Origin of the sequence: Synechocystis sp. PCC 6803 substr. PCC-P, assembly GCF_000284455.1 — a bacterium.
In the GTDB taxonomy this organism is placed as follows: domain Bacteria; phylum Cyanobacteriota; class Cyanobacteriia; order Cyanobacteriales; family Microcystaceae; genus Synechocystis.
In genome coordinates this window covers 1,736,324-1,761,452 of sequence record NC_017039.1, presented here as the reverse complement: position 1 = coordinate 1,761,452, position 25,129 = coordinate 1,736,324, and the positions used below count along the sequence as shown (strand labels likewise).

24 protein-coding genes are annotated in these 25,129 nt (G+C 48.1%); 13 read left to right on the top strand and 11 right to left on the bottom strand.

The genetic code is table 11. The annotated features are described in order from the left end of the window. Complete coding sequence (locus SYNPCCP_RS08380) at positions 1–2,484, bottom strand: hypothetical protein (RefSeq protein WP_010872806.1); 2,484 nt, start codon at positions 2,482–2,484, stop codon at positions 1–3. Positions 2,485–2,733: 249 nt separating this feature from the next. On the opposite strand from SYNPCCP_RS08380, the gene SYNPCCP_RS08375 reads away from it, so the two are divergent. The 4 genes from SYNPCCP_RS08375 (at position 2,734) to SYNPCCP_RS08360 (ending at position 5,831) form a co-directional block, all read left to right on the top strand. Then, a complete protein-coding gene (locus SYNPCCP_RS08375) occupies positions 2,734–3,732 on the top strand; it encodes a heme A synthase (RefSeq protein WP_010872805.1) in 999 nt (332 codons plus the stop codon). Between the two features lie 150 nt (positions 3,733–3,882). Further along, positions 3,883–4,833: a heme o synthase gene (locus SYNPCCP_RS08370; protein WP_010872804.1), complete on the top strand. Its 951-nt coding sequence runs from the start codon at positions 3,883–3,885 to the stop codon at positions 4,831–4,833. Between the two features lie 77 nt (positions 4,834–4,910). Further along, positions 4,911–5,141, top strand: coding sequence for a HypC/HybG/HupF family hydrogenase formation chaperone (locus tag SYNPCCP_RS08365; protein WP_010872803.1), 231 nt, complete (start codon positions 4,911–4,913; stop codon positions 5,139–5,141). A gap of 60 nt (positions 5,142–5,201) precedes the next feature. Continuing rightward, positions 5,202–5,831 carry a Vat family streptogramin A O-acetyltransferase gene (locus SYNPCCP_RS08360; RefSeq protein ID WP_010872802.1) on the top strand — a complete coding sequence of 210 codons (630 nt, stop codon included), beginning with the start codon at positions 5,202–5,204 and terminating at the stop codon, positions 5,829–5,831. 9 nt (positions 5,832–5,840) lie between these two features. Here SYNPCCP_RS08360 and SYNPCCP_RS08355 read toward each other — a convergent pair whose 3' ends face one another. The 3 genes from SYNPCCP_RS08355 to SYNPCCP_RS08340 all read right to left on the bottom strand — a co-directional run bounded on the left by SYNPCCP_RS08355 (position 5,841) and on the right by SYNPCCP_RS08340 (position 7,791). Further along, positions 5,841–6,443 carry a GUN4 domain-containing protein gene (locus SYNPCCP_RS08355; protein ID WP_010872801.1) on the bottom strand — a complete coding sequence of 201 codons (603 nt, stop codon included), beginning with the start codon at positions 6,441–6,443 and terminating at the stop codon, positions 5,841–5,843. Positions 6,444–6,512: 69 nt separating this feature from the next. Next, positions 6,513–6,833 carry a hypothetical protein gene (locus SYNPCCP_RS08350; protein ID WP_010872800.1) on the bottom strand — a complete coding sequence of 107 codons (321 nt, stop codon included), beginning with the start codon at positions 6,831–6,833 and terminating at the stop codon, positions 6,513–6,515. 439 nt (positions 6,834–7,272) lie between these two features. After that, positions 7,273–7,791 (bottom strand): tetratricopeptide repeat protein, encoded by a 519-nt coding sequence (locus SYNPCCP_RS08340; RefSeq protein WP_010872799.1) that lies wholly within the window; start codon positions 7,789–7,791, stop codon positions 7,273–7,275. Between the two features lie 132 nt (positions 7,792–7,923). On the opposite strand from SYNPCCP_RS08340, the gene SYNPCCP_RS08335 reads away from it, so the two are divergent. Next, a complete protein-coding gene (locus SYNPCCP_RS08335) occupies positions 7,924–9,534 on the top strand; it encodes a B12-binding domain-containing radical SAM protein (protein ID WP_010872798.1) in 1,611 nt (536 codons plus the stop codon). A gap of 64 nt (positions 9,535–9,598) precedes the next feature. On the opposite strand, the gene SYNPCCP_RS08330 is transcribed toward SYNPCCP_RS08335, so the two are convergent. Then, entirely contained in the window at positions 9,599–10,474 is an 876-nt protein-coding gene (locus SYNPCCP_RS08330; RefSeq protein WP_010872797.1) for a hypothetical protein, read from the bottom strand. 181 nt (positions 10,475–10,655) lie between these two features. Between SYNPCCP_RS08330 and rplI the strand changes: the two genes are divergently transcribed. Beyond that, positions 10,656–11,114: a 50S ribosomal protein L9 gene (gene rplI / locus SYNPCCP_RS08325; protein ID WP_010872796.1), complete on the top strand. Its 459-nt coding sequence runs from the start codon at positions 10,656–10,658 to the stop codon at positions 11,112–11,114. A gap of 243 nt (positions 11,115–11,357) precedes the next feature. Continuing rightward, positions 11,358–11,744, top strand: a complete 387-nt coding sequence (locus SYNPCCP_RS08320; protein WP_010872795.1) for a cytochrome c — start codon at positions 11,358–11,360, stop codon at positions 11,742–11,744. Positions 11,745–11,914: 170 nt separating this feature from the next. Here the strand turns inward: SYNPCCP_RS08320 and murF are convergent, their stop codons facing one another. Then, positions 11,915–13,279 (bottom strand): UDP-N-acetylmuramoyl-tripeptide--D-alanyl-D-alanine ligase, encoded by a 1,365-nt coding sequence (gene murF / locus SYNPCCP_RS08315; protein WP_010872794.1) that lies wholly within the window; start codon positions 13,277–13,279, stop codon positions 11,915–11,917. Between the two features lie 252 nt (positions 13,280–13,531). On the opposite strand from murF, the gene SYNPCCP_RS08310 reads away from it, so the two are divergent. After that, positions 13,532–14,905, top strand: coding sequence for a hypothetical protein (locus SYNPCCP_RS08310; protein WP_010872793.1), 1,374 nt, complete (start codon positions 13,532–13,534; stop codon positions 14,903–14,905). Positions 14,906–15,061: 156 nt separating this feature from the next. Here SYNPCCP_RS08310 and SYNPCCP_RS08305 read toward each other — a convergent pair whose 3' ends face one another. The 4 genes from SYNPCCP_RS08305 to SYNPCCP_RS08285 all read right to left on the bottom strand — a co-directional run bounded on the left by SYNPCCP_RS08305 (position 15,062) and on the right by SYNPCCP_RS08285 (position 19,991). Further along, on the bottom strand, positions 15,062–16,117 hold the full coding sequence (locus SYNPCCP_RS08305) for a fatty acid desaturase (protein WP_010872792.1): 1,056 nt from the start codon (positions 16,115–16,117) through the stop codon (positions 15,062–15,064). A 214-nt stretch (positions 16,118–16,331) separates the two neighbouring features. Continuing rightward, a complete protein-coding gene (locus SYNPCCP_RS08300; protein WP_010872791.1) occupies positions 16,332–17,927 on the bottom strand; it encodes a glucose-6-phosphate isomerase in 1,596 nt (531 codons plus the stop codon). A 305-nt stretch (positions 17,928–18,232) separates the two neighbouring features. Further along, positions 18,233–18,982: a serine O-acetyltransferase gene (gene cysE / locus SYNPCCP_RS08290; protein WP_010872790.1), complete on the bottom strand. Its 750-nt coding sequence runs from the start codon at positions 18,980–18,982 to the stop codon at positions 18,233–18,235. A 73-nt stretch (positions 18,983–19,055) separates the two neighbouring features. Further along, a complete protein-coding gene (locus SYNPCCP_RS08285) occupies positions 19,056–19,991 on the bottom strand; it encodes a carbonic anhydrase (RefSeq protein ID WP_010872789.1) in 936 nt (311 codons plus the stop codon). A 58-nt stretch (positions 19,992–20,049) separates the two neighbouring features. On the opposite strand from SYNPCCP_RS08285, the gene SYNPCCP_RS08280 reads away from it, so the two are divergent. The 4 genes from SYNPCCP_RS08280 to SYNPCCP_RS08265 all read left to right on the top strand — a co-directional run bounded on the left by SYNPCCP_RS08280 (position 20,050) and on the right by SYNPCCP_RS08265 (position 23,295). Beyond that, complete coding sequence (locus SYNPCCP_RS08280; RefSeq protein ID WP_010872788.1) at positions 20,050–21,591, top strand: bifunctional pantoate--beta-alanine ligase/(d)CMP kinase; 1,542 nt, start codon at positions 20,050–20,052, stop codon at positions 21,589–21,591. Between the two features lie 83 nt (positions 21,592–21,674). After that, positions 21,675–22,037 (top strand): Uma2 family endonuclease, encoded by a 363-nt coding sequence (locus SYNPCCP_RS17870; protein ID WP_020861795.1) that lies wholly within the window; start codon positions 21,675–21,677, stop codon positions 22,035–22,037. 38 nt (positions 22,038–22,075) lie between these two features. Further along, on the top strand, positions 22,076–22,237 hold the full coding sequence (locus SYNPCCP_RS17865; protein ID WP_010872786.1) for a Uma2 family endonuclease: 162 nt from the start codon (positions 22,076–22,078) through the stop codon (positions 22,235–22,237). A gap of 167 nt (positions 22,238–22,404) precedes the next feature. Continuing rightward, the gene (locus SYNPCCP_RS08265) at positions 22,405–23,295 is read left to right on the top strand and encodes a tetratricopeptide repeat protein (protein WP_010872785.1); all 891 of its coding nucleotides are present in this window, start codon (positions 22,405–22,407) and stop codon (positions 23,293–23,295) included. A gap of 94 nt (positions 23,296–23,389) precedes the next feature. Here SYNPCCP_RS08265 and SYNPCCP_RS08260 read toward each other — a convergent pair whose 3' ends face one another. Further along, a complete protein-coding gene (locus SYNPCCP_RS08260) occupies positions 23,390–24,190 on the bottom strand; it encodes an ABC transporter permease (RefSeq protein WP_369791789.1) in 801 nt (266 codons plus the stop codon). A 117-nt stretch (positions 24,191–24,307) separates the two neighbouring features. On the opposite strand from SYNPCCP_RS08260, the gene SYNPCCP_RS08255 reads away from it, so the two are divergent. Continuing rightward, positions 24,308–25,087 carry a photosystem II S4 domain protein gene (locus tag SYNPCCP_RS08255; RefSeq protein WP_010872783.1) on the top strand — a complete coding sequence of 260 codons (780 nt, stop codon included), beginning with the start codon at positions 24,308–24,310 and terminating at the stop codon, positions 25,085–25,087. Positions 25,088–25,129 lie beyond the last annotated feature (42 nt).

Sequence of the window (25,129 nt, the reverse complement as noted above, 5' to 3'; positions counted from 1 at the left end):
TCAACCATGGTCTAACAGTTGAACCAACCAGTTATGCCTTAATTCCCCACAGGCGATCGACCAAGCCTGCCCTATTTCCAGCTCTATGTCCTGGTTATAAATTGCTGTGATCAACAAATACAACAGCTCAAAGTCCACCCGTTCCCGCTCTTCCATAAATTGAAATTGTCCGTTGGCAGAATTATTGAGTTTTTCAATTTCTTCCCGGCCAACTTTGCCGGTGATAGCCTTTTGCCGTCGATCTCGCCAGAGGTGAAATTGATGCCTCTTCTCCAATGACACCAATTGATTAAAGTTCTTAATATAGTTGGTAAATTGACTACCATCGCGGTGCAAAAATGCGATGACTGTTGAGGCTTTAGCGGTACGAATCAAGATATGTTCTGGTAACCTTTTTCTGCCCAGACTAAGAAAATCAGTTTTGAAAGAGTGTATTGAGTTAAGGGCTTCCAAAATAATTTTTAGTTTGCCAATATCATCGGATTCAGTGATTATTTGTAGTTTTTGATAATCATCTTTTAAGATTTCACGATTTTGGCAGAAGAAATCTTTTACCTGTATTTCTAGCGATTGTTGCGACTGATTTTCTGTAATGAAAAAATTGAAATTAAGATCAGCGTCAATTTCATTATTTTGATTAGTTTCCCCCACGGGATTACCAATTAATGCTTTGCTTACATTCTGGCTTGTAGGAGCAAAAAAGTTTGTTAAAGTCAAGCCAATGTCGTAAATTTTTGCTTGCAAATCACTTAATCCATTTTCCAGTAAATTTAATCTTTGCTCGAAATCAAGATTTTTGTTACCAAGGTCGAAATTCTGAGGGATGATGCCAGATCCATTAGCCTTAGCAGAATAAAGTTTGGAAGCATTATTGATCAAGTGACGAATTGACGGTGAGCGCAAAAGGGAGGTAATTTCTTGCTCACTAAATATATCCGTGAGCTTAACCCCTACTGCATCAGCCTTGGTCATCAACACCTGACCCATCAATTGATCGTCTGGACGGTCAAGATTAATGTGATATTGGCCTACCCTTTCCACCACGGAAGAATCCCAATGGGACTGAAAATATTGCCACCGATCTGGAAAAAGGTTTAGGATAACCAAACAGTTGGGCACATGGGTAAAAATTTCCTTAAGCGCTTCGCCGAAGCCAATTAATAAGCTCTGGTTTTTGGGTAAACCCAGCACTTCCAATTGATCAAATACCATTACTAACGGCTCGTCCAACAAGGATAATTTACTGAAAACTGAAATTGCTTCCAGGGAAAAGCCCTCCTTACCCAGGTTTTCATGCCAATTACTCAAACCCAATAACATTAAATCTTCTTCACTCAATTCTTGTCCGGCCAACCAACGTGCAGTGGTCTGTTGACGATAACGTTCTGTATAGCGACAAAATTTGATAATTCCCTTAATAATTTCAGGGCTATTTCCTCCAATGCCATAGTGCTCTGTCCACCATTCACTGGCTCTTTTTTCAATGTGATCCCAGTAATCCCGTTTCTTATCTGTTCCTTCCGTTCCTAGTAGCTGATAAATATTTAAGGGGTTTTGCTGGACAATATCGACTATATGTTGATCTTTTTGGGTCAGCCGAATATTTTTCATTTGGCTAATTAATTTAGTAAAACTATGGGCCAGCAAAAACTCTAGCTGACTATAACTAGTGCCGGGAATTTGATAAATGAACGATTCTAAAATGCGGCTGTAAATATGGTAAATGATTGATTCTTGATTGTTGGGGTGGCGTATGAATAATACTCGGTTTATCTGTAAAATTTCCTTGGTGAGCCGCATCATCAGGTGGGTTTTCCCTGATCCAGGAATCCCTGTCACTACTACACCCTTAGATTGTCGATTTTTATCCTGTCTGACTTCCTTAATGATTGCCTTCAGTTGTTCAAATTGTTGTTGATAAATAGCTTTTGCATCAACGTGTTCCTGAAAAGGGGTGTCAACTCTACTGGAAGAAAAAGGATTAATGCCAATATTCATTGATTTGGAAAAGCCGTTGCAATCTTGTAAAAAATTGTATAACTGGTGGGTGAAAAGGGCATCGTAGCGAGCGCGGTGCGCCGATTCTTGGTTGAAATACTTGCCTTCAACCTTTAAGAAAAATTTTTTGCTCAAAAACTCCAAAGAGTAACTGCTTAGGCCGGGATATTTTTCCTTGGCCAACTCAATAGTACATTGGGTGCTTATTGGCCGCCAAGGAATGCCCACCTGCAAACAGCTATTTCGTAAGACACGGCAGTCATGGTCAGCATAATGGAAAATGACTAAATGCCCATGGGTGATGCGCCAAAAATTTTCCAACACCTGTTTCAGAGGAAAAACTTTTAAACCCTGTGCTCGATCTGCTAAGACTTCATCCACCAATGCTTCATATACCACTTCCCCACAGTGATTAATAATGCAAATTTCCCTAAGTATTTGAGAACCTTCAGAATCTACAACGAAAAAGGAACTGGGTTTATCCATAGCTGTGATGGGAAGCAATTACTCCCATGATAGCCACAAGAATAACTTCAAATTTAATTCACCAGATAAAATAGCTTAAGTGTATTGCTCACCTCCACGCAACTACATGTAACCGGTTAAATACCAAATTTTCCCGATCTCAACTAAATCAATCGCCTAGGGCAGGGAAATCTGAAGTAAATCTAAAGAATATTGATGCTGTAGCCAAGTTTTCTTTCCCCTGGGGAGAGTGTTGGTTAGAATCTGACGGTGACTGGGGTTTTTCTCCCCCCCTTGCCCCCATCGTTGAGGTTGCAGATCAAAACCATGGCTGAGTCTATTCTCCCCAATGCCATTCGCTCCCAAAGTCAACCCCAAGCCTTTGTCCAGGTTGAAGTCTGGATCCGTCGGCTGGTATGGAAAATTGTCATTGCCACAGTGTTATTGATGGCGGTGGGCAGTGCCACCAGGGTGATGAATGCAGGGTTGGCCTGTCCTGACTGGCCTCTGTGCTATGGTCAGTGGGTTCCCAGTCAACAAATGAATTTACAGGTATTTTTGGAATGGTTCCATCGCTTGGATGCCGCGTTGATTGGTTTTAGTACCCTGATTCTGGTGGGCTTGAGCTGGTGGTTCCGTCGGGTTCTACCCAAGTGGTTACCCTGGGCTACCTTAGGCTCCCTGGCGTTGATCCTGGTGCAGGGATTGTTGGGGGGGCTGACAGTGATCGAACTGCTACGGTTTGACATTGTAACCGCCCATTTGGGCACAGCCATGGCTTTTTTGGGTTCTTTGGTGATCATTGGTCTCTGTCTGATGCCCTACCAAAGTAATCAAACGGCGGGCAAGTTAAGGCCGGTGGCCCTGGCTAGCACCACCATCATTTATCTGCAATGTTTACTGGGGGGATTGGTGGGTTCCCAGTGGGCGGCCCATCAGTGTTTGGCGATCGCCGGCACACAATTTTGCCAAGTGTTGCACAGTCATCTGTTGGGGGTGTTACCGACGGTGTTGGGGGTGGGACTGACTTTTTGGTGTACCAGGCGCACTCCGGCCCTAAATCCCTTTTTGCGCCAGTTGGGCAATGGGGCCCTAGCCCTTTTGGGGGGACAGATCCTATTGGGAGTTGCTACGCTAAAGCTCCATTTACAAATTGAACCCCTAACCGTAGCCCACCATACAGTGGGAATTTGTCTCTGGGCTACCCTGTTGGCGATCGCCGTTTTGGCGGTGCGGGACCATCGACCGACGGCCCCCATTACATCCTGATGATAAAAATCTTTAAGTCTCCCTAGGGAGGGAAATTTCTGCCGTTGCGGTTAAACTAACTGCCATTTTTTGTCCAGTTGGGGAATACTCGCTTAAAATTCAGGAAAAATTTTTGATCTCCCCCCTGCTTACCCTTTCTTTTGATTCTCTATGGTTACTTCGACAAAAATCCATCGCCAACACGATTCCATGGGGGCGGTGTGCAAAAGTTATTATCAGTTAACCAAACCGAGAATTATCCCCCTCTTGCTGATTACCACCGCTGCTTCCATGTGGATTGCCTCGGAAGGTCGGGTGGATTTACCCAAATTGCTGATCACTCTGCTGGGAGGAACCCTTGCAGCCGCTTCAGCCCAAACCCTGAACTGTATTTACGACCAAGACATTGACTATGAAATGCTCCGCACCAGGGCCCGACCCATCCCAGCCGGAAAAGTGCAACCCCGCCATGCGTTGATTTTCGCCCTAGCCTTAGGGGTACTTTCGTTCGCTCTTTTGGCCACCTTTGTCAATGTACTAAGCGGTTGCCTAGCATTATCCGGCATTGTCTTTTACATGTTGGTCTATACCCATTGGCTGAAACGACACACGGCCCAAAACATTGTCATCGGTGGGGCTGCGGGTTCCATTCCCCCCTTGGTGGGCTGGGCCGCTGTTACGGGGGATTTAAGCTGGACTCCCTGGGTACTGTTTGCGCTAATTTTTCTTTGGACTCCCCCCCACTTTTGGGCCCTGGCTTTGATGATCAAGGATGATTATGCCCAGGTGAATGTCCCCATGTTGCCGGTAATTGCGGGGGAGGAAAAAACCGTTAGCCAAATCTGGTACTACTCACTGTTGGTGGTGCCTTTCAGTTTGCTGCTAGTTTATCCTCTGCACCAGTTGGGCATACTTTATCTGGCGATCGCCATTATTTTGGGGGGACAATTTCTGGTCAAAGCTTGGCAACTCAAACAGGCTCCCGGCGATCGGGATTTGGCTAGGGGATTGTTCAAGTTCTCCATTTTTTACCTAATGTTGCTCTGCCTGGCCATGGTGATTGACAGTTTGCCCGTCACCCATCAGTTGGTGGCCCAAATGGGAACTTTACTGTTGGGTTAAAGTTGAACCATGGCCCAGGTTTGGTTTTTCTCAAAGCTCCACTGACTTATTTGCCAATTCCTCCTTCCTTTCCTCCCATGTGTCTAGCCCTACCTGGCCAGGTTGTCAGTTTAATGCCCAACTCCGATCCCCTGTTACTGACGGGAAAGGTTAGCTTTGGGGGCATCATTAAAACCATTAGCCTTGCCTACGTACCCGAGGTTAAGGTGGGGGATTACGTGATTGTCCATGTGGGCTTTGCCATTAGCATTGTGGACGAAGAGGCGGCCCAGGAAACTTTGATAGACTTGGCAGAAATGGGAGTTTAATTCCTAGAGTTAAGAATAGAGAAATAGACACGACTCCAGAACCGTTACGGGTGACAAATAATGTACGGCCCAGATCCCCAAAATAAGCATCCCATGGCGGGATTTGCCCAGATTTGCTTTATTAAAAATACTGTTTCTAACCCCAACATAATTATTGGTGATTACACCTATTACGACGATCCCGAAGATTCAGAAAACTTTGAGCGCAATGTTCTGTACCATTTTCCCTTCGTTGGCGATCGCCTGATCATTGGCAAATTCTGCGCCCTAGCCCGGAATGTAAAATTTATTATGAATGGGGCTAACCATGCCATGGAAGGATTTTCCACCTATCCCTTTGCAATTTTTGCTAATGGTTGGCAAACAGCAGAACTGGAAGAAGAACCGCCCCATAAGGGAGATACAGTCATTGGCAATGATGTGTGGATTGGGTACGAAGCGGTAATTATGCCCGGAATAAAGGTGGGAGACGGGGCCATTATTGCCGCCAAAGCCGTTGTCACTAACCATGTGGCACCCTACACCATTGTGGGGGGAAATCCCGCCCGTCCTATCCGTCAACGTTTTAAGGACGAAGTAGTTCAAGCTTTGTTAACCATTGCTTGGTGGGATTGGGACATAGAGAAAATTACCCGCAATCTGGACAAAATTGCCGGGGCTGATATCGAAGCGTTAAAAAACTGTAGTTAGGGCATCGGGCTAGCCGTTACATTCAAACAAACGAATGAAGAAAAAAGTCACCATTTTCAAACCATAGGGAGACTTCCACCAAATGGCAGGGAAACTACCCACCGGAGCATTGAGGGAAAAATCCCATTGGTCATACTCATCAAAACGAACCTTTCCTTCCTGCACCCAACCCACTTCCTGGGCAAAGGCCCCCATCACTTTCCGGTCTTGGGTACGCAAAGTATCGGTGTTACCACCTACCTTTTGATAGGCTTCCAATTGCCGGCTAAAGCCAAAACGATCTTCGCTGTAGGTACGCCACAGGCGATCAATTACCGTTAAAACTGTACAGGGCAAAGCAGATAAAGTTTCTGGGCTGAGGTTATCCCGATTACGATTGAGGGTTTCGAGAATAATGCGGGTGGTTTCGTGGTCCGCCGTCTTAAAATCCCCCGCAATTAAGCATTCCTGCAACCTACCATAGCGCTCAATGTCCGGGATTAAGGTCAGTTTGCTTTCCAGATTTTCCACCCGTTGGCTGAGGCTCTGGACTTGGCTGGCCAAATTCTGGCATTGTTGAGCCAGCTCAGCATAATTGTGTTCATTGGAGTCTGGGGTGATGGAATCAGCCATAAATGTTGCTTAGTTACTCCAATCAGAGTGTTTGATATCGCAGGTAATGGATTAATCTTCTCAAATTTTTTAAATTTCTTCCATCTCTAAACGCCCCGCTGTTACAGCGTCAAAAGCAAAAGCCAGTACTACAGGCATGGGATTTTTGAGCAGAAAAGCAGAACCGATCGCCAAAGCAGAAACAGCCACAGCGGCGGTTAACCAAGCTTTTTCTTCTTCGCAAAGACCTTTTTCTAGTTTAATTGCCCGGAGAATTTTGCCAGGAATGGGCTCCGGCATGACAGCCCCAGGGGGAAAAGCCCAATAGTAATTGAGTCTTTCCATGAACAAATCCGTCCAACCATTGGCTTCACACCATTCTTCAATCCAAGCGTCGCAAAAATGTCTCATGTTTAGGTATTTATGCTTACCTTGTACTCAATAAAAAAGCAACCATGGGACTAGCAACCCGGCTTTCCCGCTATCTTAGCAAGGCTATTTGGGAGGAAAGAAAAATGCCATAAAACTTAACTTTGTTTAACTCAAGTTAATGGTCCCGAATCCAGGGCAAATATGCAAATTTGTGGGCAAAAAGTGTCCCTCAAATCGACAAAAAGATCGGCAAAATTCAGTAAAACTAGGGCGTGGGCAAGGGGAGTTAAAAATTGATCGACGGGCTTGGGAAACTGTCGGAGAAGTTGAGAAGAAATATTGGGGCCTATTTAAGAACGTGTTTGAAAAGCCCCCCTGGCCCTCCAAATTTGGGGGGAAATGAGTGAAAGTCCTCCAGTATTGCCGGAGCTTTAGTGGGTCGATTTAGGGGGCGGAATAAAACTTTCCAAACAGGCTCTTAAGGATTACCATGCCATGTTTGCAGTTGTTCCCAGGCTTCCCGTTGGCTCACAAGATTTTCCTGGTCAGAGAAAAGGGCTAGGGCCGCTTCTAGGTCAGCAATGGCTTGGGCTTGCTCTCCTAATTGCCAATAAATTTTCCCCCTAGCTTTGTAGGCTTCGGCCAATTGGGGGTTTAGGGTAATGGCCTGGCTGTGGTCGGTGATCGCCCCTTGGTAGTCCGCTATTCTGGCCCGGGCAATACCCCGATTAAAATAGGCATCAGCATAGCTAGGATCTAGCAGAATTAATTCCGTAAAAATGGCGATCGCCCCCCGGTAATTTTTTTTGATCCCCTCATCCATGCCATCAATTAACCTTTCCTCCAGGGGATGGTCCCCCAGCAATGGCAGGGAACGCTCACTGTCAACCATGTCTTGGGTTAACAGAGGCAAGGGAAAAACCAATGACAATGCCCCCAACATAGCCATAGCTATGGACAAGAGGGAGCGGCCTAGGGGATAACCATGGTTAACCATAGGATTTATCTATGCCAACGGTCTGGCTTTCGGGGACTTCCTGGCAAGGGTGTGCTAGCTTTAGCTAAAGTTGAGCCCATACCTAATCAATTCCTAGATTTTTTAACATAAATCTTCCCTTAGCGAGAAGCCATGCGCGCCCTATTAATCTATCCGTTGTTTCCCCCTACTTTCTGGTCCTACGAAAAAATTCTGGAGCTAGTGGGTCGGAAGGTTTTATTGCCTCCCCTAGGGTTGATCACCGTGGCGGGCATTCTCCCTCAAGAATGGGAGTTTAAGCTGGTGGACCGCAATGTCCGCAATGTGACCGAAGCGGAATGGGATTGGGCGGAAGTAGTAATCATTTCCGGCATGATTGTCCAGCGGGATGACATGGTGGAAAACATCAAGGAAGCTAAGGCCCACGGTAAGTTGGTCGCAGTGGGAGGCCCCTTTGCCACGTCAGTACCGGATGAAGTGCAGAATGCCGGAGCAGACTTTTTGATTTTGGACGAAGGGGAAATTACCCTACCCCTGTTTGTGGAAGCGTTGGAGCGGGGGGAAACAGCAGGTATTATCCGGGCCCAAGAAAAACCCGACGTTACCACTACCCCCATTCCCCGCTATGACCTGCTGGAATTGGATGCCTACGATTCCATGTCGGTGCAGTTTTCCCGGGGTTGTCCTTTCCAGTGTGAATTTTGCGACATTATTGTCCTCTACGGCCGTAAGCCTCGCACCAAGGAACCAGCCCAGTTACTCAGGGAATTGGATTATCTTTACGAGTTGGGTTGGCGGCGATCGGTGTTTATGGTGGATGACAATTTCATCGGCAATAAGCGCAACGTTAAATTACTGCTCAAGGAACTGAAAGTTTGGCAGGAAGAGCACCAATATCCCTTTAGATTCAACACTGAAGCCTCGGTGGATTTGGCCGATGACCAGGAATTAATGGATTTGATGGTGGAGTGCTATTTTGATGCGGTCTTTTTGGGCATTGAAACCCCCGATGAAGAGAGTTTAGAATTCACCAAAAAATTCCAAAATACCCGTAATTCCCTCGCGGACTCCGTTGATAAAATCATCAAAGCTGGTCTGCGACCCATGGCGGGCTTCATCATCGGTTTTGATGGGGAAAAACAGGGGGCTGGCGATCGCATTGTCCGTTTTGCGGAACAGACGGCCATTCCCACCACCACCTTTGCCATGCTCCAGGCTTTACCCAACACAGCCCTGTGGCATCGACTAAAACGGGAAAATCGCCTGCTGGATGAGAGCAAAGGCAACATCAACCAAACCACGTTGATGAACTTTATTCCCACTCGCCCCTTGGAAGACATTGCCAACGAGTATGTGGAGGCTTTCTGGGAGTTATACGATCCCCATGGCTATTTAGACCGCAATTACCGTTGTTTTCTCAAGCTGGGGGCACCGAAATGCAAGACCGCTTTCAAACTCCCCAATTTAGTGGATTTAAAGGCTTTGGCGATTGTAATTTGGCGGCAGGGCGTTAAACGGGACACTAGGTTCCGCTTCTGGCACCATGCTTTCGGTATTTTGCGCCATAATCCCGCCGTGTTTGAGCACTACATCACCCTTTGCGCCCATAACGAACATTTCCTCCAATACCGGGAAATTGTCCGCCAGGAAATTGGTGAACAATTGCGAGATTATCTCAGCCGCCAACAACAGGACAAAGTAGAAGAAACAGTTCTCAGTCCAACGGCGATCGCCGCAGAAACAGAAAAAGTTCTAGCTAGTTAAGCCTATAAAATGTCCCGGGGATTTATGTTTTACCAACCCTGGGACAAAAGCAGGATCAATCCGATTAATTTGGGTCTGGCTGTTGTTCCAGGTAAGCAAGGAACTCGATTAACTGCTCATCGGATAATAACTGACGGGAACGTTTGCCATAGGTTTGCAAAAGATAGTTCCGTCCCTGGTCACTGGTCCAGCCCAGTCGTTTTAGTTCCAGGTTACTGCGGGCAATAATTTCCGAAAAGTCCATGGGTCCTGCGGGCAGTTCTGTTGCTCCGGAGACCGCCATATCCGGTTCAGGCGAATCTGGTTTAGCTTCAACAGCGAGGGGTAATTCTGGGGTCGCAAAGTCGAGTTGAAGTTCGGAGTCAATAGGAGCGGACTCTTCCGGTTGATTAAAGGTGCTATTGACCATTGCCGGAGGCGGGGTCGGCTCCTCTAAGGACAGCACTGGATCAGGACTAGGGGGAAAGGAAATGGGAGCGGGGGTTAAGGTTGGCTCAGGGGCGATCGCCGCCTCAACTTCCGGCGACTTTTCAACAACGGGAGTAGGGGGATGCGCAGGAGTTACCGGTGTCGGATTGACAATGGCGGGGGGAGTAACGACTTTATGGTTCTGCTTCGGAGATTTACTTTCTTTTTTAGGGGAGGAAGGTGGGGGCGATGGCTTCGCTTCCATATCTTCAACAATGGCTGTTGGGGAAGACTGTGGGACTGTTGATGAAATATGGGTTAAATCCAAGCTGGCGATCGCCCTTTCTTTGGCTAAATCCTCAGCAGCTTCTAGGGGAGACTGGGCTGCTAACGCGCTGGCCACCACAATGCCTTCTAAGGTGATGCTGGCTTGGACTATATATAACCCCCGGTCAATTTCGAGCAGGTCACAGCAGAGACTGCCCTGGGGATAATGTTGGCGAAAAAGGGAAATCAGACTGGACATTGGCATCTGGTTGCGGAGGGCCGTCCCCCATGGTAACAGAGTAACTTTGCCTTTCTGTCCATTGCCCCAGGTAAAAATTGCTCCCTGGCGATCGCCAATTTTGGCGGGATTCCCCCTAAAGGTTAAGATGGAGGTTTGTGAATTGCTCCACAAGCTAAACAAACTTCATATTGGAAAAATTACGGTTATGGCAAAGCGAGTCAAGGTCGTTTTAAACGAAACTATCAATAAACTAGGTTTCACCGGCGATTTAGTGGAAGTGGCCCCCGGTTATGCCCGGAACTATCTCATTCCCAAGGGTCTGGGAGTGGTGGCCACCCCTGGTATTTTGCGCCAGGTGGAACAAAGAAGGCTCAAGGAACTAGAACGGCTTAAAGCGGAAAAAGATGCCGCTGAAGCCCGCAAAGTGGCCCTGGAAACCATCGGTCGATTTGTGATCAAAAAACAAGTAGGGGAAGCGGAAGCTATTTTTGGTACCGTTACCACCCAGGAAGTGGCCGATGCAGTGGAAGCGGCTACCAACCAAAGTCTCGATCGCCGGGGCATCAGTCTGCCGGATATCCACAAAACTGGTTTTTACCAAGCCCAAATCAAACTGCACCCCGAAGTCATCGCTACGGTGGAAGTGCAAGTTGCTCCCCTATAAGCCGGCGGGCCCTTGCTGATCCATTGGGGCCGAGCTGGATAGATTTTTGTCAATGCTCCCCCCCCGACCTAGGAAAATTCTGGGTATCGATATCGGGGGAGTTTTAGTTTGTCAACAGGGTTAATCCGGACTTCAATCTGGGACTGAGCAAAGACAGGAATGCCCGGCATCAATACAATAGATTAAGTTAGATTAAGTTTCTGAGTGGTGGTTCTGGCCACCTTGACCAATCGTTCTTAACCCATGGCCCCTGTAATCGAAAAAAGTCCAACTGTTGCCACGGTAAATGCTTCCCCCACTGGGATATGGATTATGGCAGGCATTGTTTCCCTGGTGATATTGGCAGTGGCTTTGTTTAGTTTTATGAACTTTGACCCCTATGTAAGCCAGGTACTCGCTCTCAAAGGAGATGCGGATAGGGGTCGGGCCATTTTTCAAGCTAACTGTGCAGTTTGCCATGGCATCCAAGCTGACGGTTACATTGGCCCCAGTCTTTGGGGGGTATCCCAACGGCGGTCCCAGAGCCACATCATTCATCAGGTGGTGAGTGGTCAAACTCCTCCCATGCCCCAGTTTGAACCCAATCCCCAGGAGATGGCGGATTTATTGAATTACCTCAAAACCCTCTGAAGGGATAAGGCCAGATTGGTTTGGATAGACGTTTTTAGCCATGTTCTTAACCATCTGGTTTTAGGCCATTTGTTGGATGCCACTGCCAACCAACCCCACACCTATTGATCTCGATTGATCCCGCTGGAGTGAGATTAACCCCATTTTTAACTGACTCAAGCCTTGCCGTTTTAAACCGAAGTGGGATTTTCTGCCAACAACTGACTGACCACAGCCCCTAGACCGACGGAATTGGATGCTTTAAACAGGAGGCGATCGCCTGGTTGGAGGGTAGTTTTTAGGGCTGCCACTAAACTAGGCCCATCGCTGAAGGATTGGGTCTCCACACCGTTAGCCCCGGCGGCAATGGCATCGGTATTGGGATCATTGGCTAATAGGAAAAGACCGTCTAAACCTAGGGCTTTCACTTTGGCCCCCACCCGTTGGTGAAATGTCGGGCCATAATCTCCCAGTTCCTTCATCGCCCCCAGCACTGCTAAACGTCGCTTCCCAGGGGTATTGGCCAATAAATCCAAGGATGCCAACATGGATTCCAAGCCAGCGTTATAGGTTTCATCCAATAGAACCACGTCCTGGCCCCATTGGTAACGACGGGCCCGCCCCTTGGGTAACTCCACCGTCAGCCCCGACTGTAACTGCTGCCAGTCCAACCCTAAACATTGGGCCACGGCGATCGCCGCTAGGTAATTAGAGGCATTGTGGACACCGGCTAGGGGCAAAGGCAAACTAACTCCATCAAGGATTAAATTTTCCCCATCCACTGTCCCGTGCACATCTCCCCCTTCTAGGCCATAGGTAATGGTTTTTCCCTGCCAAAACCGTTGGGCTGTCTCCATTAACAAAGCATTATCCCGATTGAGAATGGCGGTGCTCTCGGGCGGTTGGTGGGCTAGTAATTCACACTTGGCTTCGGCGATCGCCAACTCCGAGCCTAAAAGACCAATGTGGGCAGTGCCAACGTTAGTAATTAAACCGATGGTGGGCTTGGCAATATCCGCCAAAAGAGCAATTTGCCCCCGACCCCGCATGGCCATTTCCACAATGGCAAAATCATGGTCTGGGGATAGTTCCAACAAAGTTTTCGGCACCCCAATTTCATTGTTGTAATTAGCTCTGGTTTTATGCACATTGCCAAACTGGGACAACACCGCCGCAATTAATTCTTTGGTGGTGGTCTTACCCACAGAACCGGTTACCCCAATGATGGGAATGGTAAACCGTTGTCGCCATCCCGCTGCGATGTGTTGATAGGCCACCAAAGTATCTTCCACTAAAAATTGGGCCACCGTCTCCCCTAATCCCTCCACTGGCCGATCCGTCACCACGGCGATCGCCCCCGCCGTCAAGGCCTGGGGAATGAAGCTATGGCCATCAAAACTTTCCCCCCGCAAGGCAAGAAATAGGTCCCCTGACACCAAAGATCTTGTATCGGTGCAAATATTATTTATCCGTATATCCTCGGAAAGATTGGTAACAGACAATAGACAACTTTCTAGGAATGTACGGATGTCAAATAGGGAAAGTTTGGAGTTCATGGGAAAGAATAGGAGTGAAAAATATGGCGGAGGAAAACTGAGTTAGAATTGACTCAGGAATGTTAAGTCATTTGCAATTTTTATCTGTGATCTAGATCACCTCCCATGGGTGCTTGCATCACTTACATTGGAGGAGAAATAGATACAGAAAAATCGGAAGCCAGTAATGACCAGTAAAAACATCCTGGTTTTATTCCGATGGGACCAGGGTGTATCTTACCATCCACAGCGGTGCCTGATTAAAGGCCCAGGGTGTCTTTGACCTTATCTCATGATTTCGTTTTCATTATCGATTTTTCCTGCTCCCAATTTGCCCCCTTTTCCCCAAAGAGGGTTACCACTGTGAACTATAACCATCCCCAGGCTAGCGACCCCTACAAAATGAATGACGAGCAGGCAATTTATGATTATCTGCTCGACTTGGTCCAGTCGGTGGAAGGGGAACGGGTATTGGAAGTAATGGGTAATCTTTTTTTGAGCGGACAGGGCAGTTCCCAAGGACAAGTTTCTACCCACTTAGAAAAAGTAATTAGAGTTAAAAATAATACCGAAGAATTTAACTACTTTTTTAACCGTTGTTGCTATATTCTGATCAACTATTGGCAACTTTCTCCCCAAACCCAGCGTTCCATTCCCCAGCTGGTAAATATGGTGGAAAAAGCAGTGGCTAACATCAGCCCCGGGGGTAATACAAAAGGTAACATCCGCCAACTAGTTAAAAACTTTACCTTGAGCGAACAATTTGTCCGCTTGAAAAGATTGGCCAGCGTTGTCAGCACCAAGTTTGAAACGAAATCTAGCTCCGTCGGCACCCTTATCCACCGCTATCCCTATCTGTATGATTATTGTCTTATGGGGGATGACAGCAGTCGGGAACATCGCCAAACTATCCACCGCATCAAAGCTCAAAATGAGCGTAAGTTTGAAATTAACCTTTCTCAGTACGTCACCTACCGGGTGCGCATGGCCAGAACTAATAAAGCCGGACTCATCTTGCCGGATAAGGAATTGATCAAGCCCGTGCAAAATCCCACCCTACTGAGTGATCGGGATCTAAACAGTTCCCTCAAACATTTTGTTGGTTCCGTGGAAAACGGTCAGAGTTACCGGTCCCTTTCCAAAAGTTTTCGTAACCATGTGGCCTATACCCAATCTTTTGGCACTTTTAAGGATGAACTTTACGAATATATCCGGGGCTCCCTACAGAATAATTACAAACAAGGAAGTTTTGATAAGAAATTATTTGATCTATTCCAAAATGCCTATCCAGAGTGCAATCAACAGAAGCCAACAGAATTTTTAATGATGCGGACTTCTAGTCAGTTGCTCAACTTTTTGGTGGTGGAAGGTAGCAAAAATCCTGATCACTATGTCTTTATTGATCTAATTTCCAATATTGGTGTGAAGAAGACCATTGGCGTATTGCTAAAAATTGTGCTTTTCTGCTCCAAGGTTAAGCCTTATTTGGAAAAACGTTTTTCAATTTTGTTTAATCATTATGAGTCGGTGGCCCGGGAAGGGGTACCTTGGCTAGTGAAAACCTTGGAGAATATGCAGGTTGCGTTTAGCATTCATTTTGGCCGAGTGGATCTTTCTAGTCTGAACCGCTCCCATCTGCCCACTTAGAAAGTTTTTTTCCTCACCAAGAAAAGAAAAAAGGAATACAGCTCGATGGCCGCATTCCAAGATAGTTAATTTGTGATCTGGTATTTCTCTCCCTGGGGATCAGTCAAAGTTAATTACTGACCAATCATGGGTCAAAAATTACTAGTTGTCCCAGTATTAAACTTTTTTCAGGGAGCCGAAGGTGCGGTAGCCATGTTCGGGGTCATATAAATGACATTGCCCACTAATTTGTTGCATTAATTGCCAGTTAAAGGTGCGCTCGTAAAGAAAAGGTCCCCAGTTTTCTTTTAAACTTCCGTGGGCTAGTCGTAGGTTATAGGAAGGGATGGCAACGGAGAGGTGGTGGGGAATATGGACGTTGATGTCATGGCAGAGCACTTCCACCCAACGGGGATAATCGCAGTGAACAGTACCATTTAACTGGGCTTCGGCGGCACTCCAATCGGCGGCGGGACGGAAACGAATTTCGGGAATGGTGTGGTGCACAATGGTAAAAGTGCTCATCCAAAAGTGATACACCAACCAGGGCATTAGCCAAAATTTGACGAAACCCCACACCCCTGTGGTGATAATTAGGGCAGGAAAGGCGATCGCCGCAAACAGGAAGACAACGGCAATGGATAATTTGACTTTATTGCGGTCCCTTTGGGCAAAGTTGGAAAGTTTGAAGTGCATTAAGCTCCAATGGAAAATGGAACCAGTCCACCAGAAGGGACCCCGGATGGCCCGATAAAAAAGCCGGACGATCGCCGGGCTGGCTTGGAAAGCTTCCACACTCCAGGGATCCCAGGCGTTATCAACCTCAATTTTGTTGGTGTGGAGGTGATGGTGGTCGTGGAGTAGGCGCCAGCTATGGAAAGGGTAGATGAGGGGAGCAAAAGCGATATGTCCCACTAAATCATTGACCCAGCGTTTTTTAGCAAAGGAGCGATGGCCACAGTCATGGCCGACAACGAAGGCCCCCGTTAAGGCTGTCCCTGTCCAGATCCAGGTAATGGGCAAGCAGTACCAGGGCAGATAAATAATGCCCAAATAGCCCACGGCGATCGCCCCTAGGGTAATCAAAACAGAAGCCCAGGCTTTGCTCGCTTTTTTCTCGAAGCATTCCTTGGGCAGGGTTTTAATGATGTCTTGTAGTTTGAGATCCGCAATCGGGCGATCGGGATTGCTGGGCGTTACCGTTGGTGTCAACGGGGGAATCGTGGCAGTCATTTATAAAGGTTTATCTCCAAATGGAAGGTCGGACAGATTTTGTTTATGGATTCATGGGCTATAAAGCGGCCAAGGTTTGCCGTGCCTAGGAATTAATACTCAGGTAAACAAACTTTTCTTTTTATAACACGTTGCCATTGACCAGGAACCGAATTGCTTCTGAATTCAGCCGCGATTACCTGGTCCACCATTAACAATTGAGAATTAATCTGTCTTAACTCCGCCACTGGATTTGCAGCCGTTGGGGAAATTGGCGATCGCCCTGGAGGGTCACGCCCCGGTCATTGGCGGCTAAATGGCGGACTATTTTATACACCGTTTCCACCTGTTCTGGTGCTTGCACTTTGGTGGCCAACGCTTCTAGGGCAATGGGCCCGGATTCATTTTGTAGGGTAGAGAGAATCGCCTTCTGTAGTTCCAAAATCGAGGCGGCGGCCTTTTTCCCCGCTTCTACCCCCGGTTGATGGTAGGCGTTGACGTTCACCAAGGAACCATAAAAACTCACTGCTCTTTCATATAGGGCAATCAAAGCCCCAACGCTGGTAGCGTCCACCTCGGGAATGGTGACAGTGATGGAGTCCCGTTGATTTTCAAATAGCGCTTGCCTGGTGCCCTGCAAAAATCCCGATAAATAATCCCCACTGGTGACCCCCGGCTCTAACTCTAGGGATGGCCCTTGGCGATCGTGCAATACCTCAATGAAAGTGGCAAAAAAGTTGGGCACCCCATCCCGCAACTGCTGGACGTAGGCATGTTGATCCGTAGAACCCTTATTGCCATAGACTGCAATGCCCTGGTGGACCACATTGCCATCCAAATCCCGCTCTTTACCGAGGGATTCCATAACCAACTGTTGCAAATAGCGACTAAATAACAACAGCCTATCTTTATAGGGGAGAATCACCATGTCTTTTTTCCCTTGGCCATCCCCGGCATAATACCAAGCTAACGCCAATAGAGCCGCTGGATTTTGTCTTAATTCCCTCACCCTAGTGGCTTCATCCATGGTTTTAGCCCCGTCGAGCATGGCCTGAATGTCAATGCCCTGGAGAGCGGCCGGTAATAGTCCCACCGCCGATAACTCAGAGGTTCTCCCACCCACCCAATCCTGCATGGGAAAAGCTTGTAACCATTGTTCCGTCTGGGCCTGCTGGGAAAGTTTACTGCCGGGCATGGTCACCGCCACCGCATAATCGGCAAAATGAAGGCCCTGGGCTTCAAATACTGCCTTCGTTTCCGCCAGACCATTGCGGGGTTCGGGGGTGCCGCCGGATTTACTAGTGGTCACCACTAGCGTACTTTTTAGTTTGTCTTGGGCTTTTAAGCAGTTCAGCACCCGGTCAATGCCGTCGGGGTCAGAGTTATCGATGAAGTGAATCGCCAAGGGAGGGAAATTGGGGGCCAAGGCCTGGGCCACAAATTGGGGGCCTAGAGCCGAACCACCAATGCCGATCGCCAGCAGGTCGGTAAATTTAGGGGCTGTGGGGGGTTTTATGTTCCCTTGGTGTACGTCAGCGACAAAGGCTTTGATTTGCCGTAATGGTTCAGTGATTTCAGCCCGGATCCCATCATTGGGGGCCAGGGCCGGATTGCGTAGCCAGTAATGCCCCACCATGCGTTGTTCGTCTGGGTTGGCGATCGCCCCTTTTTCCAGCGCCACCATATCTTGAAAAGCTTTGGCAAACTTGGGTTGCAAATCTTCTACCAAAGCATCACTAAATCCCATGCGGCTCACATCCAGGTAAAAATCGAGGCCACCATGGTAATAAAGCCAATCTTGATAACGTTGCCAAAGTTGTTGGTTATTCATCGAAAAAATGGGTCTGAAACCCCGCCCTTGAGGACGGCCTTGCGTTCACATCTTAAGACAATTAGAAAGATTTTATTAAACAGGAAAAAACATCCGGCCAAAAATTGAGGACAAAAAAAGGCGATCGCCAAGGCTTTTCCCGCAACACCAACCCCAGAAAATTCCCTCGGAGCAAAATGGGGCAAGTTTGGCGACAGTGTGTGGTTAACCACCAAAGTTCTGTCCAAAATTCCTAAGTGAACCAACAAATAGTCACCTCCTATGCCCCTCCACATCCCATCCCAGTTATGGCTACCGGGAGAATATCAGAGGGTGCCCCCCAAAAATTCTTCAATTTCGCGATCGCCAAGGCGACAGAGCACCGGTTCCCGGTCAGTTTCAGAGCAGGAGCGATAATCCGATTCCCAGGCCTGTTCCGATTGTTGCTGTTGTAAGGTGGCCACCTGTTGCTCTAGTAATTCAATTCTTTCTAATAATAGGCGAATTACTTTGCCCTCCGAATCTGGTAACTTACCATGTTCCAAAGGATTAACCCTTTCCCCGGAAGGATGCACCATGCGCCCTGGCACCCCCACCACCGTAAAATCTGCTGGCACGTCCCGTAACACCACTGACCCCGCCCCAATGCGGACATTATCACCGATGGCAATGTTACCCAATACCTTAGCACCAGCTCCCACCACCACATTTTCCCCCAGGGTCGGGTGACGCTTGCCACTTTCTTTTCCTGTGCCCCCCAGAGTTACCCCTTGGTAAATCAAAGAATAGTCCCCCACGATCGCCGTTTCACCGATCACTACCCCCATGCCATGGTCAATGAACACGCCCTGGCCAATCTGGGCCCCTGGATGGATTTCAATGCCGGTGAAAAAGCGGGCAAGGTGGGACATTAGGCGAGGAAAGAAAGGTAGCCCGAGAGTATAAAGACGATGAGAAAATCTATGTATTAGTAAAGCTTGCAAGCCAGGATAACAAAACAGCACCTCTAACCAATTGCGGGCAGCGGGATCTCGCTCAAAAATAATCCTAAAGTCAGCAATTAGTGAATTCAGCACCCGGTCAATTCCTACCTAAAATTGGCATTGTTTGCGTTTATCCGACAAAGGTTGCAATGGGGTTTAACCCAGTCTAACGGGAGCCTCGATAAATGCGCTCCGCCTGTTCCCTGGGCAAATGGCCAAAACCAGGTAAAGGAGACAGTTGGGGAGCTGGGGATTCTGTTGCTTTCTCACGACCAGGACGTTCCTTGCCGGGAACCTTAAACGCATCGTAGGAAATCAGGGGTGAGTTGGGATGGAGAGCGTACTCATCCTCCGGCTCCAGGGCATTGATGCGACTTTGGGGGGCGACAAAATCATGGAGTACACCGTCGTAGGCCAGTACTTCACCCTCTTCAATGCGATAAATCCAGCCGTGGAGGGAAAGGTCTCCCCGATGTAACCGGGAATGGATGGCGGGATAGGTCTGGAGGTTTTTGAGTTGGGTGAGAATATTTTCTGCCACAGCAACTTCAATCAAATCTTCCCCTTCCAGATGGCTGTAATTGTCTAGAACTAGACGGCGGGTGGCTTCCGTATGTTTGAGCCAATCGTACACCAGAGGAAGTTTTTCCTGGAGAGAGTTGAGTTTGAGCAGACCTTTCATGGCTCCGCAGTGGGAATGGCCACAGACGATGATCTGATTAATTTCCAGCGCCACTAGGGCATATTCCATGGCTGCCCCTTCCCCACCGTTGGCTGCTCCATAGGGGGGAATAATATTGCCAGCGTTGCGAATAACAAACAGGTCGCCCACTTCCGATTGGGTGATTAAATTGGGGTCCACCCGGGAATCGGAACAACAGATGAAGAGAATGCGGGGATGTTGGCCGTGAGAAAGTTGCTCAAAGAGGTCACGGTGGGAAGAGAAATAACCTTCTCGAAATTTTTGTAGTCCCTCGATGAGTCTTTGCATACGATCGCCGTTGATGGAATTCCAGCCTTCCATTGTATCATTGAAGACTTGCGGCGGGGGGTCTAGGACAGCGGGGCAATTTGTCTGGGATATCAATGAAACTTCGGCCATGGAAAGGTTTTAATGACCTCCATCGTTTGCACACAATCCAAAGAATAACAAAGAAGTAATGGTGCAGGTTTTTCGCACAATCGCAGGGTTACAAACCTATCTCCGCCAAGCTGGTCGGGGCAAAACCGTGGGCTTAGTTCCTACCATGGGATCTCTCCACGCCGGCCATGGCAGTCTGCTCAAACGGGCGGTGGCGGAAATGGATTTAGTCGTGTTATCTATTTTCGTTAATCCCCTGCAATTTGGCCCCGGTGAAGATTTGGAAAAATATCCCCGGGACTTCGACGGCGATCGCCAATGGGCAGAATCTTTGGGGGTGGCGGTAATTTTTGCCCCGACGGTGACGGATTTGGGCATTGATGCCAAAGGAGATCAAACTACGGTACTGCCTCCTCCAGCCATGACGGAAGTTCTCTGCGGTGCCCATCGTCCCGGCCATTTCCAGGGGGTAGCTACTATCGTCACTAAATTGTTCACCATTGTTTGTCCCGATGTGGCTTATTTCGGTGCCAAAGATGCCCAACAATTGGCTATTATTCGTCGCCTAGTGCAGGACTTGAACTTAACTGTGACTATCCGCAGTTGTGCCACAGTGCGCGAGGAATCGGGTTTGGCCATGAGTTCCCGCAATCAATATTTAAGCCCGATAGAAAAGGAACAGGCTACGGTGCTATACCGCAGTTTGCAAGCCGCCCAACAGCGATATCGTCAAGGCGATCGCCAAGTTTCTGCTTTGTTGACCGCCACCCAGGACGTTTTGGACGCGGAACCGTCTGTCCAGGTGCAATATTTGCAATTGGTGGAAGCTGACACCCTGCAACCCATCACTGGAACATTACCGGACCAAAATCCTGTTTTAATGGCGATCGCCGCCTATGTGGGTAGTACCCGCTTAATTGATAATCTTGTGCTTAATCATCGACTGCCTATTATTGCCATTGATGGCCCCGCCGGAGCCGGAAAATCCACTGTTACCAGACAGGTGGCTGATGGCCTGGGTCTGACCTATTTAGACACCGGAGCCATGTATCGAGCTTTGGCTTGGCTGATTTTAGACCAGGGCATTGCTCCCGAGGATGAACCAGCGGTGGCGGAACTTACCAGTGGTGCGGAGATTGAACTAATGCCCCGTCCTGCCCCCCAATTGACCGGAGTTAAAGTTAATGGGCAAGATGTCAGTGATGCCATTCGCACCCCGGCGGTGACCCAATTGGTTTCCACCATTGCTGCCCAGGGAGCCGTTCGAGCCAAGTTACTAAAACTACAAAGGAAGTATGGCGACCAAGGAGGAATTGTGGCGGAAGGTCGGGACATTGGCACCCAGGTTTTTCCCAACGCGGAATTGAAAATTTTCCTCACCGCTTCAGTTCAGGAACGAGCCCGCCGTCGCCTCAAGGATTTTGAAGCTCAGGGTAATCAAGCAGTGGATTTAGCCCAATTGGAAGCGGACATTGCCCACCGGGATCATCTTGATAGCACTAGGGCGATCGCTCCTTTGCAGAAGGCAGTGGATGCAGTGGAAATTATTACCGATAACCTCACCATTGCCGAGGTGGTGGAGACTATTATTGAACTTTATAAAAAATACAATAAGGGGTAATTCTGGCTAGTTTTTGAGCACTTAATAAAAGGGTTAGAATGGGTTTCAACGGCAAATAGGTGGAGTGTCGAGGCGAATCTAAAATGCTGAAAGTAGGAAACACAAACCTAACCCTGACTGAGTTTCTAGCCTTACCGGAAGAGAAGCCGCCCCTAGAGTATCGAGATGGGCAAGTTAGTGCCAAACCTATGCCAAAAGGAAAACACAGTACTTTACAAACTGCATTGTCATTTGCCATTAACATGGCCTTGAAAAAGGAAAAAATTGCTTGGGCATTCACAGAGTTGCGTTGCAGTTTTGAAAATCGGTCTATTGTTCCTGATATTGCGGTTTTTACTTGGGAAAATATTCCCTGTGATCAAGATGGAGAAATTGCCGACAACTTTTACCTCCCGCCTAATTGGATGATTGAAATATTGTCTCCTGAGCAAAGTCAAAAAAAATAGTAAAAAATATTTTATTTTGCTTGAATAATGGCACTAAAATGGGTTGGTTGATTAATCCGAAAGAGCAATCTATCTTTGTTTATCAACCCGGCCGATCGCCAGAAATTTTCGACGAAACGGAGTCAAAGTTACTGATGCCAAGCTTTGCCCAGGCCATTGATTTAAATTTGGGAGAAGTATTTGGCTGGCTAATTAAGTAATGTGATCTAATCTTGACAAGGAAGATGGATAAATCCGGCGATCGCCCCAGGAGTTTGTACAATTCTGGTATGTGAATTAAACATGGCGGTAAGTCTCTTCAGTTGGCCGCCAGCCCGACGTTTTTTCCCACTGGTGTACGGTTGCCATTTTCCCTGGTCGTGTTCCCATGCCCTCCCACCCATCCCGCAGTACTGTTTTTAATCCCCTAGAGTGCCGCCCTGATAGTTACAAAGGCTGGTACCAACAGGGCAATACCCTCTGGCAACAGGGGAAATACAATGATGCCCTCCTCAGTTATGAACGGGCTTTGGAGTATTATCCTGGGGATTATTGGGCTTGGTACAAAAGGGGCATTACCCTGGAGCATTTGGGGCGTTACAGAGATGCGGCAGAAAGTTATGACAACGCCTGCCAAATCCAACCGGAAAACTACTGGGCTTGGTACGACCAGGGTTGTGTGTACCTCAATGAAATTGATGATTTTGCCCAGGCTATCCCTTGTTTTCAACGGGCTTTAGATTATTTACCTAAAGATTATTGGGCCACCTATCGTCTGGGGGAATCTTACCGACTCTCTGGCCAGTACGAAGCGGCGATCGCCAGTTTTCGGCAGACGTTAACCATTCGCCAGGACGATTTTTGGTCTTGGTACCGCCAGGCGGACTGTTTTCGCCGTTGGGGCCATTACGCTGAAGCTTTGCAATGCTATAAAAAATCCCTGGAAATCCGTCCCAATGATTACTGGGCCTGGTTTCGACAAGGGGAACTATGGCAACAAATCTACCGTTATGGAAGGGCGATCGCCTGCTACCACAGGGCGTTGGATGTGGAAGTGGATGACGACTATAGCTGGTATGAAATTGCCCTTTGCCAAGTACTACAAAAAAATTACTCAGATGCAGTTTATGCCCTGGGAAAGGTGTTGGAATGGTATCCAGGCACCTACCTAAGTTTGATTGAAGGGGAACCAGCTTTTGTTGACCTCCAGCCCCTGCCCAGTTACCAAGCTTTACTCCAGGCGGCTAGGCAAACTGCGATGGAACCGGTTTTTGACTGAAAGCATGTTTGAAAAGCATCCTTAAGTGTGATTACCCATTGGCACTAGTCGCTTTTAGCCGGTCTCTAGTAAATAAACAATATGCGGTGCGTACTTAATTCCCCATTAGCACAGCACCAGAACCACTGCCCTGGAACATAATCCAAGACATCAGAAAGTTACTCACAAAAATTGCCAACAGAGAAGTTACCACTGCGGCGGTGGTGGATTCCCCCACTCCTTTGGCTCCGCCCCTAGTAGTCAGGCCCCAGTTACAACCAATGATGGCGATTAAAACTCCAAACACAATGCCCTTGACGGGGCCGCAGAATATGTCCCAGGGGGTAACAAAGGTCTGTATGGATTCAAAAAATACCTGGTTGGCAATGCCATAAACATTGCTGGAAATTACCGCTCCCCCCATCATGCCGGTTACTAAAGCCAGCACACTCAAAGTGGGCACCATAATGCAACAGGCCAACAGTCGAGGAATGACTAAATATTCCACCGGGTTAGTGTTGAGCATATAGAGGGCATCAATTTGTTCTGTCACCCGCATAGTACCTATTTCGGCGGCAAAGGCTGACCCAACCCGCCCGGCCACCACCACGGCTGTCATGATCGGGCATAGTTCTCGGCCCAGGGCCAACATTAAAATCCCCCCCACAGCACTGCCTGCTCCAAAAGCTAAAAATTCCCTTGCTACCTGGATGGTGAAAATCATGCCAATGACAGCGGCGGTAATTAGGGTAATGGGGAGGGAAGCGGGGCCAACAAACATCAATTGTTGAGTGGTGTTGCGCCCATCAATTTTGCCGGTAAAAAGCTGAAAGGAAGTGTTGCCCAACAATAAAATTGCTTGTCCCGATCGCCGGAGCCAGGAGCTTAATTCTGCCAAGATAATTGATTGGGTCATCGCCGGGGTTTGAAGAATGGGACGGTAGGGGGGACGAAACCATAGGCGCATTGTAGCTCCTTGACAAACCGGTCACCAAAGTTGCCACAATGATTTGTTAGCTAATGCCGTTGCTCGATGTTACCAAGAGAAGCTTTGTTAAAGGGGGCCCCAGACCGGGAGGCGATCGCCAGGGTAATTGACCAGGCGGAACAGGCCCTGCGTACCTGGGAAGTGGTGGTGTCTGATTTTTGTGCGCCGCCCCTGATTGCGGAAATTCAAACCCGTTTTGATTCCCTGACGGAATTACATTTTTTACCCTGGGGGGGCTATCCCCAAGCGGAACGGCAGAGACTGGCCATTGCTAGGGCAGAAATACCATTAGAAACGGAGCAGATACCCCTCACTGCATTGGATGTGGCGGGTAATTTTCTCTTTGACCCCGCTAGCCATCGGGACTTTTTGGGGGCTTTGTTGGGCACCGGGTTAGTAAGGGAAAAAGTGGGGGATATTATTCTGTTGGGAGAAAGGGGAGCCCAGGCGATCGTGGTGCCGGAGGTAGCGGAATTCATCAGTCTTCATTTAACCCAGGTGCGTACTGTACCAGTTAAAGCTAAGGCGATCGCCCTGGAAGAGTTAAAAATTCGCCCGCCTAAAACCAAAGAAATGACTACGGTGGAAGCTTCCCTGCGCTTAGATGCCATTGCTTCAGCAGGGTTTGGTTTGTCCCGCAGTAAAATGGCCGATGCGGTCACCCAGGGCAATGTGCAGGTCAATTGGAAGCCCGTCACCCAGTCGAGCTATGCCCTCAAAGCGGGAGATTTAGTCACCTATCGTGGGAAAGGTAGGCTAGAAATAGGCGAGATTACAGTCACCAAAAAGGAACGCTATCGCATCCAATTAACCCGATATCTTTAACCAGTTTCAAGGCTTGCCGGGATGATATCTTTTGCCAGTGGA